Below are 14,550 nucleotides of genomic sequence, written 5' to 3' on the forward strand. Positions count from 1 at the left end.
AGAGGGAGCCGGGGGCGGGTCCTGTGACGGCGGTCGGGCACGCCCCGTACGGCAGTCAGGGCGTGACCCGGTGGTTGCTCAGGTGTTCCCACACCTGCCAGTTGGCTTCCCAGCCGTCCACGCCGTCGCGCAGGAACCTGAGTTTCTCCTCCAGTTCCGCTCTGCGCCGGTGGGCGTGCGCGTCCGCGGAGCCGCCGGGGAAGGGGACGGTGAGGCCGAGTTGTACGGGTTCGGCGGAAGGGTGGTCATCGAGCAGCTCGGCGACGCCGGCCCGGCACACCACGATGCACGCGTGGCGGTGCCGGGAGGTCAGTACGCACAGCCGGCCCGTCTCCAGGTGGAAGGCGGTGGCGTCGGGGCGGCCGGACAGCGGGTGCAGCACGACCGTGACGTCGAACTCGCGGCCCTGGAGGCGGTTCGCGGTGTCCACGGCGACCTCGCCGGTCCCGAGGGCGGCCAGGGCGGAGCGGACGGCCGCGGCCTGGTCGCGGTGGGCCGTGCCGACCGCGATCCGGTCGGCCGTCAGCGGGACCGGGTCGGGCGAGCGCTCGCTGATCGCCACCCCGCCGCGGTCCAGCAGCCGCCGCACCACTTGGGCGATCGCCCCCACCGCTTCCGGGTCCGTACGGGGCACGTGCCGGGCGGGCAGCTCCAGCAGGCCCCAGCCGGTTCCGGCGGCCTCGTCCAGGACGCGGTCCACCCCCGAGCCGTCCGAGGACACGCGGAAATCCAGTCGGCGCTCGCCCGGACCGGTCCCGCTGTGGAAGGGGGTGTACGGGTAGAACGCGTCGGAGACCAGGGGCGCGGCGGAGGCAGGCAGCCGCCAGGAGACGGGCAGGCGGTGCTGCGGGAGGCCGGGGTTGTGGGCGAGCAGGGTCGTCACCGCGCTGGCCGACGGGTCGTGGGACAGCCCGGCCCACTGGTCGGCGTCGACCATGCTGAACGGGTCGAGCTGCCCCGGGTCGCCGACGAACAGCGCCCGTTCGAAGAGTCCCGCGACGGTCAGCAGCGCGTCCGAGCGCATCTGGTACGCCTCGTCCACGATGGCGTGCGCCCACGGCTCGTCGACCTTGGTGCGGGCCCACTTCGCCGCCGTGGACAGGACGATGTCCAGCCCGGCGAGGTCAGAGATCCTGGCAGAGGTACGGACGGCGGGGAGGGCGCCGAGCGCCGGGTCGTACGCGCCCGGCTCGCTGCTGTGCAGCCGGCCCACGGGCAGCTCGGGGTCCTTCTCGGCGAGCCGCAGCACCAGGTCGTCGACCTGGGCGTTGGTCTGCGCGACCACCATCAGCCGGCGTCCGGCGGCGGCCAGCTCGCGGGCGGCCCGGACGACCAGGGTGGACTTGCCCGCGCCCGGGGGCGAGTCCACGACGACCCCGCGCCGGGTGCCGTGCAGCGTGTCGTGGACGATCGCCTCGGTCGCGGCGGCAGCCGCCGCGCCGGGGTCGGGGTGCCGGGCGGAGTCCGGGTGCGGGGCGGCGGGGTCCGGGTGCCGGGTGGGGCTCGGTTGCTGGGCGGGGCTTGGTTGCTGGGCGGGGACGTGCGTCACAGGAAATCCTCCGCGGTCACGGGATCGGGGGACTCCACGGGGGCGTCACCGAGGAGATCCGGCGGCGGTCCGCCGTGCGTCCACGGCGTGTTCTCCGGATCGGGCAGCTCGGGTCCGCCGCGCGGCGCGTGCTCGAAGAGCGTCCAGCACACCCGCTCGCCCTCCTGGGGAACGGAACCCTCCTCCGGCACCTGCCCGCGCCCCATCCCGTTGGTCAGCCGCACCACCAGCGCGACCGGTTCGGCGTCCGAGGGGCCTTCACTCGCCGGGGCCGCCGCACTTGTGGCATCAGCGCTCCCGGAAGGCGCGGCGTACGGGGCTGACGCGGCGTACGGGGCTGACAGGGCTGGCGAGACGTACGAGAGGAACTCGGCGGTCTGTGTCCTGCCGTCCGGCAGCGGACGGTACAGCTTCACGCCTGCGGACAGGTACGGGCGGTCGGCGGTCAGGAGGGTGACCAGCGGGCGCGGCATCGGGCGTCTGCCCTCGGAGAAGGCCATCTCCACCGCCGTCACCTCCCCCACCAGCGCCTCCCCGGCCAGCCGCCGGCCGGCCATCACCAGCGGGTCGTCCAGTGCTTCCTGCGCGTCCAGTTGCGCCTGTGCCGTCTCCCGGGAGGCGAGCTTGTGCGCGGCCGTGATCGCGTCGTCCCGCCTGGGCTGCGGCGGCTCACCGGCCCGTACGCGGTCGCGGTGGGCGGTGTAGGACCAGCGGTCCCGCTTCCAGCGGTCGGCGACCCGCGCGCCTTCGGGCAGGCCGCGCAGCAGGTCGATGCCGTGCCATACGGCGTCCCACGTGGGCCGCAGCCGGCTCTCTATGAGGCCGCGGACCTCTTCCGCCGGATCCGGTGACGGGTCGCCCTGCGCCGGAAGGGGCGCCGTGCCAAGGGCGCCGGGCGTCCTTGCGGCGTCGTAACGGGCCATCGCGGGGGCCAGCAGCTTGTTGTCGAAGGCCGGGTCCGTGGCCGGTCCGGCCGGCGGGCACAGCAACTGGCCGTCCGCGTCCCGCGCCGTCTCCGCGCGCAGCGCCGCGTCATCGCCCCGCTCGCCCCCGGGAGGGTCGATCCAGCCGAGCAGCGCGCCCAGATGCTGGTCCTCCAGATGGCTCTGCCCACTGGCCCAGTGGCGGCTGAGCAGCCCCGTCATGGACAGCAGCAGACAGGCGCCGGGCACCCGCGCCCGCTCGCCGAAGTGGGTGAACCAGCGGCCCAGCAGCGGCACGTGGGGCGGCGCCGGGTGCGGGGCGTCCGGTTCCTGCTCGGCGGTACGGCGGAACCGCATGGAGCGGCCCAGCAGGCGTACGTACTCCACGCCCGCCGCGCTGGGCACGATCACCTGCGGCGCGTCGCGGCACAACTCGACCTCGACGGGGACCTTCCGGCCCGTCTCCGGGTCGGTCTCCTTGCGCTCCTCGATGTCGACGTCGTCCGCGTACCCGTCCACGTACGGCAGGACGTACTCCGCCAGCTCGGCCAGGAAGGCGAAGCGCAGATCGCGGTCGCGCGGCTGCGGCACGGTGAGTAGCAGCGGCTTCTCCCGGTCCGTGCCGACGAGCGCGCCCAGGGGCGCACCCGCCTCACCCGCGGTGGTCAACGGTACGAAGACCAGCGGCCGTTCGGACAGATGGCGGTGGCGCACCGTGGCCAGCGGCTGGGCGCGGCCCGACGCCATGGCCTCCATCCGGGCCAGCATGGTGATCAGTGACATCCCGCCGCTCCTTCCCCGGCACCCGCACCGTCCCGCGCCGCAGCCCCGTCCCGCGCCGCTCCTCCCCGTGCCGTCGGTGCCGTCTGTGCCGCCTCGCTCAGCGCCTCGGCACGCAGGGCCGCCGCACGGCGCAGAGCCGCCACCGCGGGATCGACGTCCGGGACCGCATACGGGGCCGCATACGCAACCGCGTCCGGGCCGCCGGAGGAGCCACCGGCAGCGGGTACGGGGCCGGACGCGAGCCCCGGATCAGGGCCAGGAGCAGGACCAGGGCCGGGCGGGGACACGGCATCCGGGGGCGCGGCGGTGACGCCGGGCGCTGCCGCCGCCAGCACCTCCTCGACGGTGCGCAGGCCGCCCAGCTCGCCCCGTACGCCACGGCCCAGCGCCTCGACCGCCCCCGCCTCCCGGGCCCGCTCGCGGCAGTGGAAGGCCAGCTCGCAGGCGGCCAGGCACTCGGGGGCGTAGGCCGCGCCGACCGCGTCGACGGCCTCGGCCAGCTCCGCTGCCGGCCGGGTCGCCGTCTTCCCGTCGTCCGCCAGCCGCAGGTCGAAGGTCGTGCCCTCGGGGAGCCCGGCGGCGATCTCCTCGACCCGGGTGAGGCGGGCGAGCTGCCGCCGGGTCGTCGCGAGCTGCCGGCGGACGTCCAGGACCTCGGCGGCCGGGAGGTTGGAGAAGTCCTTGGGGCAGACGAGCAGGACACGCTCCTGTACGTGTGCCGTACGGCCGGTCCGGGCGGCGACCTGTTCGGCCACGTGCCCCAGAGCGAGGACATACACCGCCGCCTGCCGCGCCGCGGCGCCCACTTTGGCGGGGTCGGCCGAACCGTCGATCATGGGGAAGGACTTGATCTCCACGACCGTCCAGCCGCCGTCGGGGTGCACCACGACCGCGTCCGGCTCCAAGTAGGCGACCGACCCGGCCACTTCGAGGGCCAGCAGCGGATGGTCGAGCAGCGCCCATCCGCCTGCGGCGGTGGTCTCCCGCAGTGTCAGGGCCGTACGGGCCGCGCGCCCCTCGGGCCCCGCGGCGGACAGGTCCGGAACCGCCACCTCATCGGGCTCGGGGGGCGGGGCGCCCGCACCCAGGCGTTCGTGCAGCAGCCGCATCAGGTCCGCGCCGCCGTCCGCCTTGACGCGCGCCTCGAAGCCGTTGCCCCGTATGAGGGCGAACTGCGACTGCCCGTAGGCCGCGGGGGAGCCGAGCGCCTGGGCCAGCGCGCCCTTGTCGATCCCGGCGCCGTCCAGCAGCGCACGGCGGCGGCAGCCGGGATTGGCCGCCAGCGCCGCCAGCGCGCGGGCGTCCAGCGGACGCGGGCCGACGCCCGGACCGCGCAGCTCAGCGAGGCGCCGGCGCAGCTCCGCCGTCCGCCGCGGCTGCTGTGGCGCGGGCTGCGACGGGCCGTGCGTCGGCTGCGACGGGCCCGGCACCGGGGCCGCCGCGGCAGGTCGACTGTCGCGGAATACGTTCACCCGCGGAAGTCTCGCATCCGCCACTGACATTCGCGTCGGGCGCATGCGCAACACCGGTGACCGAATGGGCCGGCGCGGTATCGGTCAGCCTGTTCGGCGGATTCGGCTCGCCCGGCCCGGCGGACCCGGCCGGCCCTTGCTGCCTCGTACGGGTCCGTACCTGCCCGGTACGGACCCGGGCGCGCACGCCGTCCGCCAGGCGCAGCGCCGGCTGGGCCAGGAGCCGGCCGGCCACCATCACGGCGGCTCCGGCGAGCGCGTCGAGGAGGTAGTGGTTGGCGGTGCCCATCACGACCAGGGCGACGAGCAGCGGGTAGGCGACCGCCGCGGCCCTGGTGAGCCGGGAGGCGCCGTACAGCCACAGCGCGGCACCGCACCACAGCGCCCATCCCACGTGGAGGCTGGGCATGGCCGCGTACTGGTTGGTCATCCCGCCCAGGCCGCGCGGCGCGCTCGCGTCCTGCCCCCACCACCCGTAGGAGGAGAACCGGGCCATCGTGTCGGCGAAGCCGTCGTCCGCCCCCAGGAGGCGCGGCGGAGCCGTGGGCAGGAGGGTGAATCCCACCAGGCCGATGAGGGTGGAGATCAGCAGCCACGTACGCATCAGGCGGTACCCGGCGGCGTGCCGGTGCCACAGCCATATGAGGACCGCGGGCGTCACCAGATAGTGCAGCGAGGCGTACACGTAGTCGGCGGGGACGCCGAGGGAGGCGTGGGCGGTGAAAAGACGGTTGAGCGCGCGCTCGGGGTCCAGCCGCAGCAGTTCTTCCAGGCGCACTATCGCGTGGCCGTTCCCGGTGGCGGTGCCCGTGTCTCCCCGGGCCAGCAGACGGCCGGCGGAATAGGCCGCGTACAACAGGGCCGTCAGCGGAAGCTCGGTCCACCAGCGCGGCCGGCCACCGGATACCGCCGCGATACGGCGCACTGCGGTGTGCATCCGAAACGTTCTCCCATGGTGCGAAGAATTCCGCGGCGCCCGGTGGCTCCAATTGCCCGGGCGAGGCGCGCCGACTCATCAACCATACGCCGTATGTTTGATGATCTTGCAGGCTGGAGCTGTCTCTCTCGTCACCCCGGGTGTCAGTGGCCTGCGCGATGATGGAGAAGATGGAGCGGACGGAAAACGTCCATCGACAACGACCGAGGAAAAGCCGGGAAATCGGCGAGAGGAATTCCCCATGGCACCGCGCATTCTGCTGGCCCGGCACGGGCAGACGGAATGGTCCCTTTCCGGCAGGCACACCGGCCGTACGGACATTCCGCTACTCGACGAGGGCCGCCGCGGCGCCAAACTGCTCGGCGAGCGGCTGCACCGCGCGCCCTGGAACGGCCTGCCGGACGTCGAGGTCCGTACCAGCCCCCTGGTGCGCGCCAAGGAGACCTGCGAGCTGGCGGGCTTCGGCGGCCGGGCGCAGGACTGGGACGTCCTGATGGAGGTCGACTACGGCGCGTACGAGGGCCTGACCCCGGCCGAGATCAAGGCCGGGCGCCCCGGCTGGTTCATATGGCGCGACGGCGTTCCGGAGGGCGAGACGCTCGCCGAGGTCGCGGCGCGCGCCGATCAGGTCGTGGAGTGGGCGCGCTCGGCCGACCGCGATGTGCTGATCTTCGCCCACGGCCACATCCTGCGCTCCATAGGCGCCCGCTGGCTGGGCCTGGACCTCTCCTTCGCGGCCCGTATCCGCCTCGAACCGACCTCGCTGTCGGTGCTCGGCTGGGCGTACGGCGAACCGGCGATCGAGCGCTGGAACGACACGGGCCACTTCGGCTGAGAGGGCGGGAGCGGGGAGGAGGTCAGGGCCTGGGCGCGCCGGCCGCCGGCGTCACGCCGACCGTCGTACCGATGCGTACCGGTCCAGGAAGTCCGTGACCTCGTCGAGCCCGCGGTGCGGGCGCAGTGTCCGGGCGGTGGCGTCCAGCATCGTGCGGATACGCGCCGACTGGACGACTTCCAGGAGGGAGATCACCCGGCTCCCGGCCGCGGCGGCCTCCTCCGGCTCCCCGCTGTGTGCCAGGTTGTCCGCCAGTTCCGCCGTGAACAGCGCGATGTTCCGGGTGAAATGGGGGTCTTGCAGCGCCACCGCGCGGCGCGCGTGTTCCGCCGCACGCCCCCGGTCACCCAAAGCCGCCCAGCACTGCGCCTCCAGGCCCTCCAGCTCCGCCGCCCCGAAGAAGGACATCCACTCCGGATCGGCGTCGGACGGCCCGTGTTCGAAGAGCCGATGGGCCCGTGCGAGGGCCTGTGCGCAGCCCGTACGGTCGCCCAGCCCCGCCCGGCCGCCCGCCTCGCGCAGCGCGAGCAGGGAGAGCAGGCGCGAGGAGCCCAGGCGCTCGGCGGCGTGCTGGGCCGCCTGGGCGGTACGTACGGCCTCGCGCGGCCGGTCCGCGTCCCGCGCCAGGAAGGCCGTGTTGCAAAAGGCGTGCGCCTCCAGGGCCGGGTCCCCGGCGACCCGCGCGGTGGCCAGGGCCTCGGCGTAGTGCGAGCGGGCGTCCTCGAAGCGGCCGGAGTCGTGCGCCAGCCAGCCGACCGAGATGGCCAGTTCGCCGGCGCCAGCTTGCAGGCGGTCGGTGACCGACCGGTGGTGGGTGCCGGAGTCCAGCAGCGCGTACGCGGCCCGTAGCGGCCGGGCGGCGTTGCGGTAGATGCCCTCCGCGCCGTGCCGGTCGTCCAGCAGCCGGATGCGGCGTACGGCCTCTTCGACGGCCGCCGCCTCGGCCTCGCCGGCCGGGGTCGACTCGCCGTGCGCGCCTCCCCGGATGCCGCTGCGCGTGCCGGAGAGCGGCATCCGGCGAGTGGACGGGGCGGAAGAGGTGTACGGGTCGAATGGGGCGAAAGTGGTGGAGGCGGCGGATGCGGTGGGGAGGAGGGAGGGAAGCGGGGCGAGGCCCAGGGTGACGGCCGAGCCGCCGGTGATGAACGCGCGGCGCAACACGTCGCTCTCCTTGCCGTTCTGGGGAAAACTGTCGCGAGGGTCGATGGGGGCCGCGGTTCCGGGCCCGGGCTCCGGGGGCGCGGTATCGCCCGCACCCCCACCCCCGTCCGTACCCGCAACCGCATGCGTACGTGCCTTGCGCCCGCGTACCGTCTCGCGTGGCGCGAAGCCCAGGTCGGCGAGCGTGAGTCCGGGGAACATATGACGGAACACACGCTCGTAGGCGTAGTTCGGGCAGCGGATCTCCCCGGCTTCCACGCGCCCCACGTAACGCGCGTCGCACGAGACCTGTTCGCCGATGTCCCGGGCGGCGCGGCGCACCGCCGCCGCGAACTCTCCCGGCGACAACCGCCCGCGCAACTGCCGGAAGGCCGTGTTCGGGCGCCGGGCCCGCCCGGGGCCGCTCGCCGAGCCGCTCACCGGGCCGTTCACGTTCGCCGAATCGTTCGGTCCCTCCCGGTGACTGTTGCGGTCGCTGTCGCGGTCGCCTTTCTGGCCGCCGCTCCGGCCATCGCTCCGGCCGCCCTTCCGGCCGTCCGGGGCGTTCCGGCCGTCCGGGCGGTCGGGTACGTTGCGCGACGACGCTGATTGCGCTGGTGGCGACGCCATGGCAGACCCTCCGTGCCGTCTGTGTGGCGATGCCGCGGCCTGACGGTGCGACGGGACGACGGTACCGGCTGTGACCTGACCAACACGCTGGGTTCGCCGACAAAACGACCGTCCTGCGCGCGATCCGCCATGAACTGCCATCCTTTGCCGCGTTATGCCGCCGTAGCCGTTGGTACGCCCCGGCGTTGGAAGGGGTGTAAAGGGAGCGGTGCGGGCATAAGGAGGGGTTTCCTTGTTGGAGACCGGCGTGAGCAGTGACGTCGAAGGCGCCGTCAACAGCGCCGCCGGCGGTGTCGTGGGCCGTCTCGTACGAGGCGCGGCCGGCGCCGTGAGCGCGTCCGTCAACGGCGCCGGCAACGGCGGAAGTTCGCCGGCCACCACCGTCGGGCACCGGCCTTCCTGGGAGCAGAGCGCGCCACCGGCACTCTCTCCGGCCCAGCCCTGGGACCTGGTGACGGTCCCCGCCCGCCAGGGGCTGGAGGCCGTGGACATCCTGCGGCTGCGCGACGGGGTCGGGCCGGTCCTGCACGACGGCTCGTGCGACACCCTCGGGTTCCTGGTGCCCCCGGGCACGGCCGCGGGCTGGGACCTGCCGGGCAGTGCGTGTACACAGACCTACCGGCGCACGGCCGGTGCGGACGGCGCGCGCGAGACCGAAGGCGCCCCGTCCGGGCCGTTGGAGCCGCCCGTCACGGGTACGGGCTGGCTGGTGTCCCCGGAGGGCGCGTACGCCTCGGCCACCGACCCGGCCGACCTGCGGGCGGCGCTCGGCGAGGCGGCCCGTACGATCGAGGCCGTCGACCGCTGCCAGTGAGCCCGGCGACTGCGGGGCCCGCGGTCTGCCCAAGGCCCTGAGGGCGCCCGCTACGCCCGTCCTGACCAGTGGAAACACGCTGACGCGCCATACTGGGTGCATGGCGAAGAGCAGGCGCGGGCGGTCGGGCCCCGAGTCCGTCGTGGAGTCCGTGGCCGGCGGCCGTGCCGAACTGCGTCCGGACCGGGACCGGCCCCGGGGATGGACCCTGCTGATCGACGGCGCCCCGCAGTCCCATGTGGACCTGGACGATCCGGCATACCTGGACTTCGCCTACCAGCGGCGCCTCGGCCACATCGCCGATCTTGCCGCGCCCGCGGGAAAGCCCCTCCAGGTCGTCCACCTGGGCGGCGGGGCCCTGACGATGGCGCGCTATGTGGCGGCGACCCGTCCGCGCTCGACCCAGCAGGTCATGGAGATCGACGCGCCACTGGTCCAACTGGTACGCACCCATCTGCCCTTGGAGAGCGGCTGGCGCATCCGGGTACGCGGCGGGGACGCCCGGGAAGGGCTGCGGAAGGTCCCGGACGGCTGGGCGGACCTGATCATCGCGGATGTGTTCCGGGCGGCCCGCACGCCCGCTCATCTGACCAGCGCCGAATTCGTCGGCGAGGTCCGGCGGGCGCTGCGCCCCGGGGGTTTCTACGCGGCCAACCTCACGGACGGACCGCCGCTGGCCTTCGTACGGGCGCAGATCGCCACCGTCCGTACGGTCTTCGCGGAACTGTGCCTGACCGCCGACCCGGCCGTCCTGCGGGGCAAGCGGTTCGGGAACGCCGTACTGCTGGCCGCCGACCGCGAACTGCCGGTCGCGGAACTGACCCGCCGGGCCGCCACCGATCCGCAGCCCGCCCGGGTCGAACACGGGCGCGCGCTGCTGGACTTCACCGGGGGAGCGGCGCCGGTGACGGATGCGACGGCGGTGGCCTCACCGGCCCCGCCACCGTCCGTCTTCGAGTGATACATCCGTCTTCATGCGATTCGGGCGGCACCGGCAGGACGGTGACCGCCGTCGGGCCCGGCCGCCGTCGGATCCGGCCGCCGTCGGGCCCGGCCGCCGCCCCGTCAGGTCGCCGTCAGGTCGCGTGCTCGTCCGTCGCGACCGTCGGCGGATGGCCGTTCCAGGTGCAGATCACGGATGTATGGGCGCCATTACCGGTGAATTCCACCCGGATCCACTGATTCTGCTCCCACACCTGCATCCGCCACCCCGAGTTGGGGGTCGCCGAGACCAGTTGTGCGGACCGGGTGCCCATGTCGAAGACGACCCGGCCGCCCGCCGTCGCGTAGTTCTTGACCGTGCCGCTCGTGGTGGGCGACAGGGTGCCGCCCGACGACGTACGGGAAGCGCCGTCCGTGCCGAGCCCGCCGCCGCCCGCGCCGTGGGAGGGGGACGCCGGCCGTGAGGCGCCGGGGCCCGCGGAGGCGGAAGGGGAGGGCGTGGGCTGACCCGAGGGCTTGGGGCGGTGGGTGGAGGACGCCTGCGGCGGGTTCCCGTCGTCCGTACCGGTCCGTACGGAAGGCGCCGCGCCGGACAGGGGGAGTGCGCGCGGCGGGTCGTAGACCGTGCCGGCCAGCACGGTGCGCACGCCGAACCACGACAGCGTCACCGCCACTCCTGTGGCCAGCGTCCACGCCGCCGCGTGCACCAGCCCCCGTCTCGAACTCCCTGTGTTCACACCCGCTATAGGAGCACACATCGGCCGTCCGCCTCATCCACCACTCCCGGCCCGGACGTCACCTGCCTGGGCCCTCCCGGGGGCCCGGCGCACGGATGCGGCGTCAACCTCGCGTAAAGAAAATGGTCCTCATGGCGTACGGTGCGGCTCATGGCAAGAGTGCTCGTGGTCGAGGACGACCAGTTCGTACGTTCGGCGCTCATCCGGCATCTGACCGAGGCCTCCCATACGGTACGGAGCGTCGGTACGGCCCTTGAAGCGCTGCGCGAGGTGGCCCATGTCGGCTTCGACGTCGTCATTCTCGACCTCGGACTGCCCGACCTGGACGGGGCCGAGGCCCTGAAGATGCTGCGCGGGATCACCGACGTACCGGTGATCATCGCCACAGCCCGGGACGACGAGGCGGAGATCGTACGGCTCCTGAACGACGGGGCCGACGACTACCTCACCAAGCCGTTCTCCGTGGAACACCTCTCGGCCCGTATGGCGGCCGTCCTGCGCCGCTCGCGCGCCACCGCGACGGGCGCCGAGCCGCCGTCCCGGGTGATCCGCGTCGGCGGGCTCTCCATAGACCCGCTGCGCCGCCAGGCCGAGTTGGACGGGCTGCCGCTGGACCTGACCCGCCGCGAGTTCGACCTGCTGGCCTTCCTGGCGGGGCGCCCCGGCGTCGTGGTGGCCCGCAAGGAACTGCTGGCCGAGGTCTGGCAGCAGTCCTACGGTGACGACCAGACCATCGACGTGCATCTGTCCTGGCTGCGCCGGAAACTGGGCGAGACCGCGGCCAGCCCGCGCTACCTGCACACCCTGCGCGGCGTGGGCGTGAAGCTGGAGCCGCCGCGGTGAGGTGGGCGCTGGTCAAGGTGTGCCTGGCCGTCACGGTGATGGTCGTGGTCGCCTTCGCGGTACCCCTGGGGCTGGTGGTCAAGGAGATGGCACGCGACCGGGCGTTCTCCAACGCCGAACGGCAGGCCGCCGCCATCGGGCCCGTACTGGCCATCACCACCGACCGCACCCAACTGGAGCGCGCCGTCGCCAGCGCCGAGACCGGCTCGGGCGGGCATATCGGCGTTCATGTGCCGGTGGGGGACGAGGACGGCAAAGGGGGCGCGGAGGAGCAGAACCACCAAGACGGTGACCAGGACACCCGAAGCGTCAAAGGCGGCAAGTCGCTTGAGATCGGGGCACACCGGATCGGCCCGCGGGCCGTCGCCGAGGCGATCAAGTTCGGCCGGGCCTCGATCTCGCCGGTCACCGGCGGTTCCGTACTGCTCCAGCCCACCGCCGTCGCCTCGGGCATCGCGGTCGTCGAGGTGTACGTGCCCGACGACGCGCTCACCAACGGCGTCACCACCTCATGGGTGGTGCTGGCCGGCGTAGGACTCGGGCTCGTCGTCGGTTCGGTCGCCGTCGCGGACCGCCTCGGCACCCGCATGGTGCGGCCCGCGAAGCGGCTGGCGGGGGCCGCGCACGACCTGGGCAAGGGCAAGCTGGGCGTACGGGTCCCCGAGGACGGCCCCAAGGAGCTGCGGTCCGCCGCCGTCGCGTTCAACTCCATGGCCGACCAGGTCGTCCAACTGCTGGCCAACGAACGTGAACTGGCCGCCGACCTCTCCCACCGGCTACGCACCCCGCTGACCGTGCTGCGGCTGAACGCCGCCTCGCTCGGCGACGGGCCCGCCGCCGAGCAGACCCGGGCCGCCGTCGCCCAACTGGAGCGCGAGGTCGACCAGATCATCCGTACCGCGCGCGAGCAGAAGGCGCACACCCGGCAGGCCGCCACCGCGGCCGGCTGCGACGCCGCCGAGGTGATCCGTGAGCGGATGGACTTCTGGTCGGCGCTCGCGGAGGACGAGGGGCGCACGGTGAGGCTCGCAGGCGTGCGGCAGCCCGTACGCGTCCCCGTCGCACGCCCCGACCTGGCCGCCGCGCTGGACGCGATGCTCGGCAACGTCTTCCGGCACACCCCTGAGGGCACGGCGTTCGCGGTGGACGTCCACAACGCCGAGGACGCGGTGATCGTGCTGGTCTCGGACGCCGGACCGGGCATCGAGGACCCGGACGCGGCACTGCGGCGCGGCCACGGGCACGGCGGGGAGGGGTCCACCGGGCTCGGGCTGGACATCGTGCGGCGGCTCGCGGAGTCGACCGGCGGTGATGTGCGCATCGGACGGTCCGTGCTCGGAGGCACCGAGGTACGGGTCTGGCTGGCGCTGGACGGCGGCCGGGCGGCGCGCGGCGGCCGGCGGCGCCGTGGCCACCGGCTGCGCCGCAAGCTCGGCGCCCGCGGCAGACGCGCCGCCGGGCGTGCGGTCGGGCGCGCGGTCCGCCGGGCTGCCCGGCGCACTGCCGGACGTGAGGAGAACCGGGCGGCCGGGAGCCGTTGAGACGCGCGCGAACCGCTCCCTCAGCCGTCCCTTCCCCCGTTCCCTTAAATGCTCCCTTCCGCCTCCTTAAGCGCACCATAATTCCGCGGCCGTCCGCGTCTGAACTGCCTATTGTCCGTTTCGTGACCGCTAGCGTGCGGGACGTACGGAACTCCCGAGCCCCCCACGGCTTCCCCCCACGGGTTCCGTACCCCACCCCCCACACCTCTCGTACGCCCGCGCTCCCCCCCACGACGACAGACGACAGACAGGCTTCAGATGACTTCCTCGGCACAGACACACCGTCGGCGCTTGAGCGGCAAGGTCAAGCTGATCGGCGCGGCCTCGGCAGCCGTGATCGCGGCGGGCGGCACGCTCGTCCTCGTCGGCCCCGCCCAGGCCACCAGGGCCGGGCACGGCACCGCGGCCGGAGCGGACGCCGCCGCACCGGCCGCCCGGACGAAGGCGGCGGCCTTCGCGCCGTACCTCGACACCTCGCTCACGCCCGCCTACGACATGGTGGACACCGCGAAGAAGACACCGGTGCGCAACTTCACCCTCGCCTTCCTGACCGCCGGCAGCGGCGGCTGCGACCCCAAGTGGGGCGGCTCCGGTGACCTGCGCGGCGACGCGGTGGCCAGGCAGATACCCGAGCTGCGCAAGGCCGGCGGCGACGTACGGGTCTCCTTCGGCGGCGCGAGCGGCAGCGAACTGGGCGTGGTCTGCCGGTCCGTGGACGCGCTCGCCGGCGCGTACGGAAAGGCCGTGGACGCCTTCAAGCTCACCAAGGTCGACTTCGACATCGAGGGCGGCGCACTGCCGGACACCGCCTCCAACACCCGCCGTGCCAAGGCCATCGCCGCGCTCCAGAAGAAGCACCCGGAGCTCGACGTCACCTTCACGCTGCCCGTCATGCCCGAGGGCCTGACCCAGGACGGCGTGAACCTCGTGGCCGACGCCAAGAAGAACGGCGTGAAGATCTCGGCCGTCAACATCATGGCGATGGATTACGGCGCGTCCTACAAGGGCGACATGGGCGCGTACGCCATCCAGGCCGCCACCGCCACGCAGCGCCAGCTCAAGAAGGCTCTCGGGCTCGGTGACGCGGCGGCCTGGAAGGCCGTCGCCGTGACGCCGATGATCGGGGTCAACGACGTCCAGAGCGAGATCTTCAAGGTGGCGGACGCCCATGAGCTGGTGCGCTTCGCCCGTACCAAGCACCTGGGCGGGCTGTCGATGTGGTCCTCGACCCGCGACAAGCCGTGCCCGGGCGGGCCGCGGAACTCGGCGCAGCCGACCTGTAGCTCGATCGCGCAGAAGCCCCTGGACTTCACCAAGGCGTTCGGCGCCTATCAGGGCTGACCGCCGACTCGCGTACTCATTCTTTCGGCCACCCCCAAGGCGGGGTGCGGCAGGCTTCCCCCC

General features: G+C 73.7%; 11 protein-coding genes and 1 pseudogene. 6 read left to right on the plus strand and 6 right to left on the minus strand.

Going from position 1 to position 14,550, the window contains the following annotated elements:
- Positions 1 to 55: 55 nt before the first annotated feature.
- The 4 genes from KGS77_RS23065 to KGS77_RS23080 form a co-directional block, all read right to left on the minus strand.
- Positions 56 to 1,411: an AAA domain-containing protein gene (locus tag KGS77_RS23065; RefSeq protein ID WP_242587636.1), complete on the minus strand. Its 1,356-nt coding sequence runs from the start codon at positions 1,409 to 1,411 to the stop codon at positions 56 to 58.
- 134 nt (positions 1,412 to 1,545) lie between these two features.
- Positions 1,546 to 3,255, minus strand: coding sequence for a hypothetical protein (locus KGS77_RS23070; RefSeq protein WP_242584905.1), 1,710 nt, complete (start codon positions 3,253 to 3,255; stop codon positions 1,546 to 1,548).
- Positions 3,246 to 4,613: a hypothetical protein gene (locus KGS77_RS23075; protein WP_242587637.1), complete on the minus strand. Its 1,368-nt coding sequence runs from the start codon at positions 4,611 to 4,613 to the stop codon at positions 3,246 to 3,248. The genes KGS77_RS23070 and KGS77_RS23075 overlap by 10 nt, the downstream gene beginning before the upstream one ends.
- A complete protein-coding gene (locus tag KGS77_RS23080; RefSeq protein ID WP_242584906.1) occupies positions 4,594 to 5,664 on the minus strand; it encodes a phosphatase PAP2 family protein in 1,071 nt (356 codons plus the stop codon). Before KGS77_RS23080 ends, KGS77_RS23075 begins: the two co-directional genes overlap by 20 nt.
- A gap of 241 nt (positions 5,665 to 5,905) precedes the next feature.
- Here KGS77_RS23080 and KGS77_RS23085 point away from each other — a divergent pair, with 241 nt between their 5' ends.
- On the plus strand, positions 5,906 to 6,499 hold the full coding sequence (locus KGS77_RS23085; protein WP_242584907.1) for a histidine phosphatase family protein: 594 nt from the start codon (positions 5,906 to 5,908) through the stop codon (positions 6,497 to 6,499).
- A 51-nt stretch (positions 6,500 to 6,550) separates the two neighbouring features.
- Here the strand turns inward: KGS77_RS23085 and KGS77_RS23090 are convergent, their stop codons facing one another.
- A complete protein-coding gene (locus KGS77_RS23090; protein ID WP_242584908.1) occupies positions 6,551 to 8,092 on the minus strand; it encodes a tetratricopeptide repeat protein in 1,542 nt (513 codons plus the stop codon).
- A gap of 424 nt (positions 8,093 to 8,516) precedes the next feature.
- On the opposite strand from KGS77_RS23090, the gene KGS77_RS23095 reads away from it, so the two are divergent.
- Together KGS77_RS23095 and KGS77_RS23100 are read left to right on the plus strand one after the other, a co-directional pair.
- Entirely contained in the window at positions 8,517 to 9,083 is a 567-nt protein-coding gene (locus KGS77_RS23095; protein ID WP_242584909.1) for a hypothetical protein, read from the plus strand.
- Between the two features lie 100 nt (positions 9,084 to 9,183).
- Positions 9,184 to 10,044, plus strand: a complete 861-nt coding sequence (locus KGS77_RS23100; RefSeq protein WP_242584910.1) for a fused MFS/spermidine synthase — start codon at positions 9,184 to 9,186, stop codon at positions 10,042 to 10,044.
- Positions 10,045 to 10,159: 115 nt separating this feature from the next.
- On the opposite strand, the gene KGS77_RS23105 is transcribed toward KGS77_RS23100, so the two are convergent.
- Positions 10,160 to 10,762 (minus strand): hypothetical protein, encoded by a 603-nt coding sequence (locus KGS77_RS23105; RefSeq protein ID WP_242584911.1) that lies wholly within the window; start codon positions 10,760 to 10,762, stop codon positions 10,160 to 10,162.
- A gap of 150 nt (positions 10,763 to 10,912) precedes the next feature.
- Here KGS77_RS23105 and KGS77_RS23110 point away from each other — a divergent pair, with 150 nt between their 5' ends.
- From KGS77_RS23110 to KGS77_RS23120, 3 genes and pseudogenes are all read left to right on the plus strand, one after another.
- Positions 10,913 to 11,605, plus strand: coding sequence for a response regulator transcription factor (locus KGS77_RS23110; protein ID WP_242584912.1), 693 nt, complete (start codon positions 10,913 to 10,915; stop codon positions 11,603 to 11,605).
- A complete protein-coding gene (locus tag KGS77_RS23115; RefSeq protein ID WP_242584913.1) occupies positions 11,602 to 13,146 on the plus strand; it encodes a HAMP domain-containing sensor histidine kinase in 1,545 nt (514 codons plus the stop codon). Before KGS77_RS23110 ends, KGS77_RS23115 begins: the two co-directional genes overlap by 4 nt.
- Positions 13,147 to 13,593: 447 nt before the next feature.
- Positions 13,594 to 14,487, plus strand: a pseudogene (locus tag KGS77_RS23120) (chitinase); the annotation flags it as partial.
- Positions 14,488 to 14,550 lie beyond the last annotated feature (63 nt).

The sequence above is a fragment of the Streptomyces sp. MST-110588 genome (genome assembly GCF_022695595.1).
GTDB lineage: Bacteria > Actinomycetota > Actinomycetes > Streptomycetales > Streptomycetaceae > Streptomyces.

Bases quoted from the DNA above. Each gene is read 5' to 3' on its own strand.
- KGS77_RS23100 (WP_242584910.1), top strand. From the start codon at position 9,184: ATGGCGAAGAGCAGGCGCGGGCGGTCGGGCCCCGAGTCCGTCGTGGAG.
- KGS77_RS23070 (WP_242584905.1), bottom strand. From the start codon at position 3,255: ATGTCACTGATCACCATGCTGGCCCGGATGGAGGCCATGGCGTCGGGC.
- KGS77_RS23110 (WP_242584912.1), top strand. From the start codon at position 10,913: ATGGCAAGAGTGCTCGTGGTCGAGGACGACCAGTTCGTACGTTCGGCG.
- KGS77_RS23080 (WP_242584906.1), bottom strand. From the start codon at position 5,664: ATGCACACCGCAGTGCGCCGTATCGCGGCGGTATCCGGTGGCCGGCCG.
- KGS77_RS23085 (WP_242584907.1), top strand. From the start codon at position 5,906: ATGGCACCGCGCATTCTGCTGGCCCGGCACGGGCAGACGGAATGGTCC.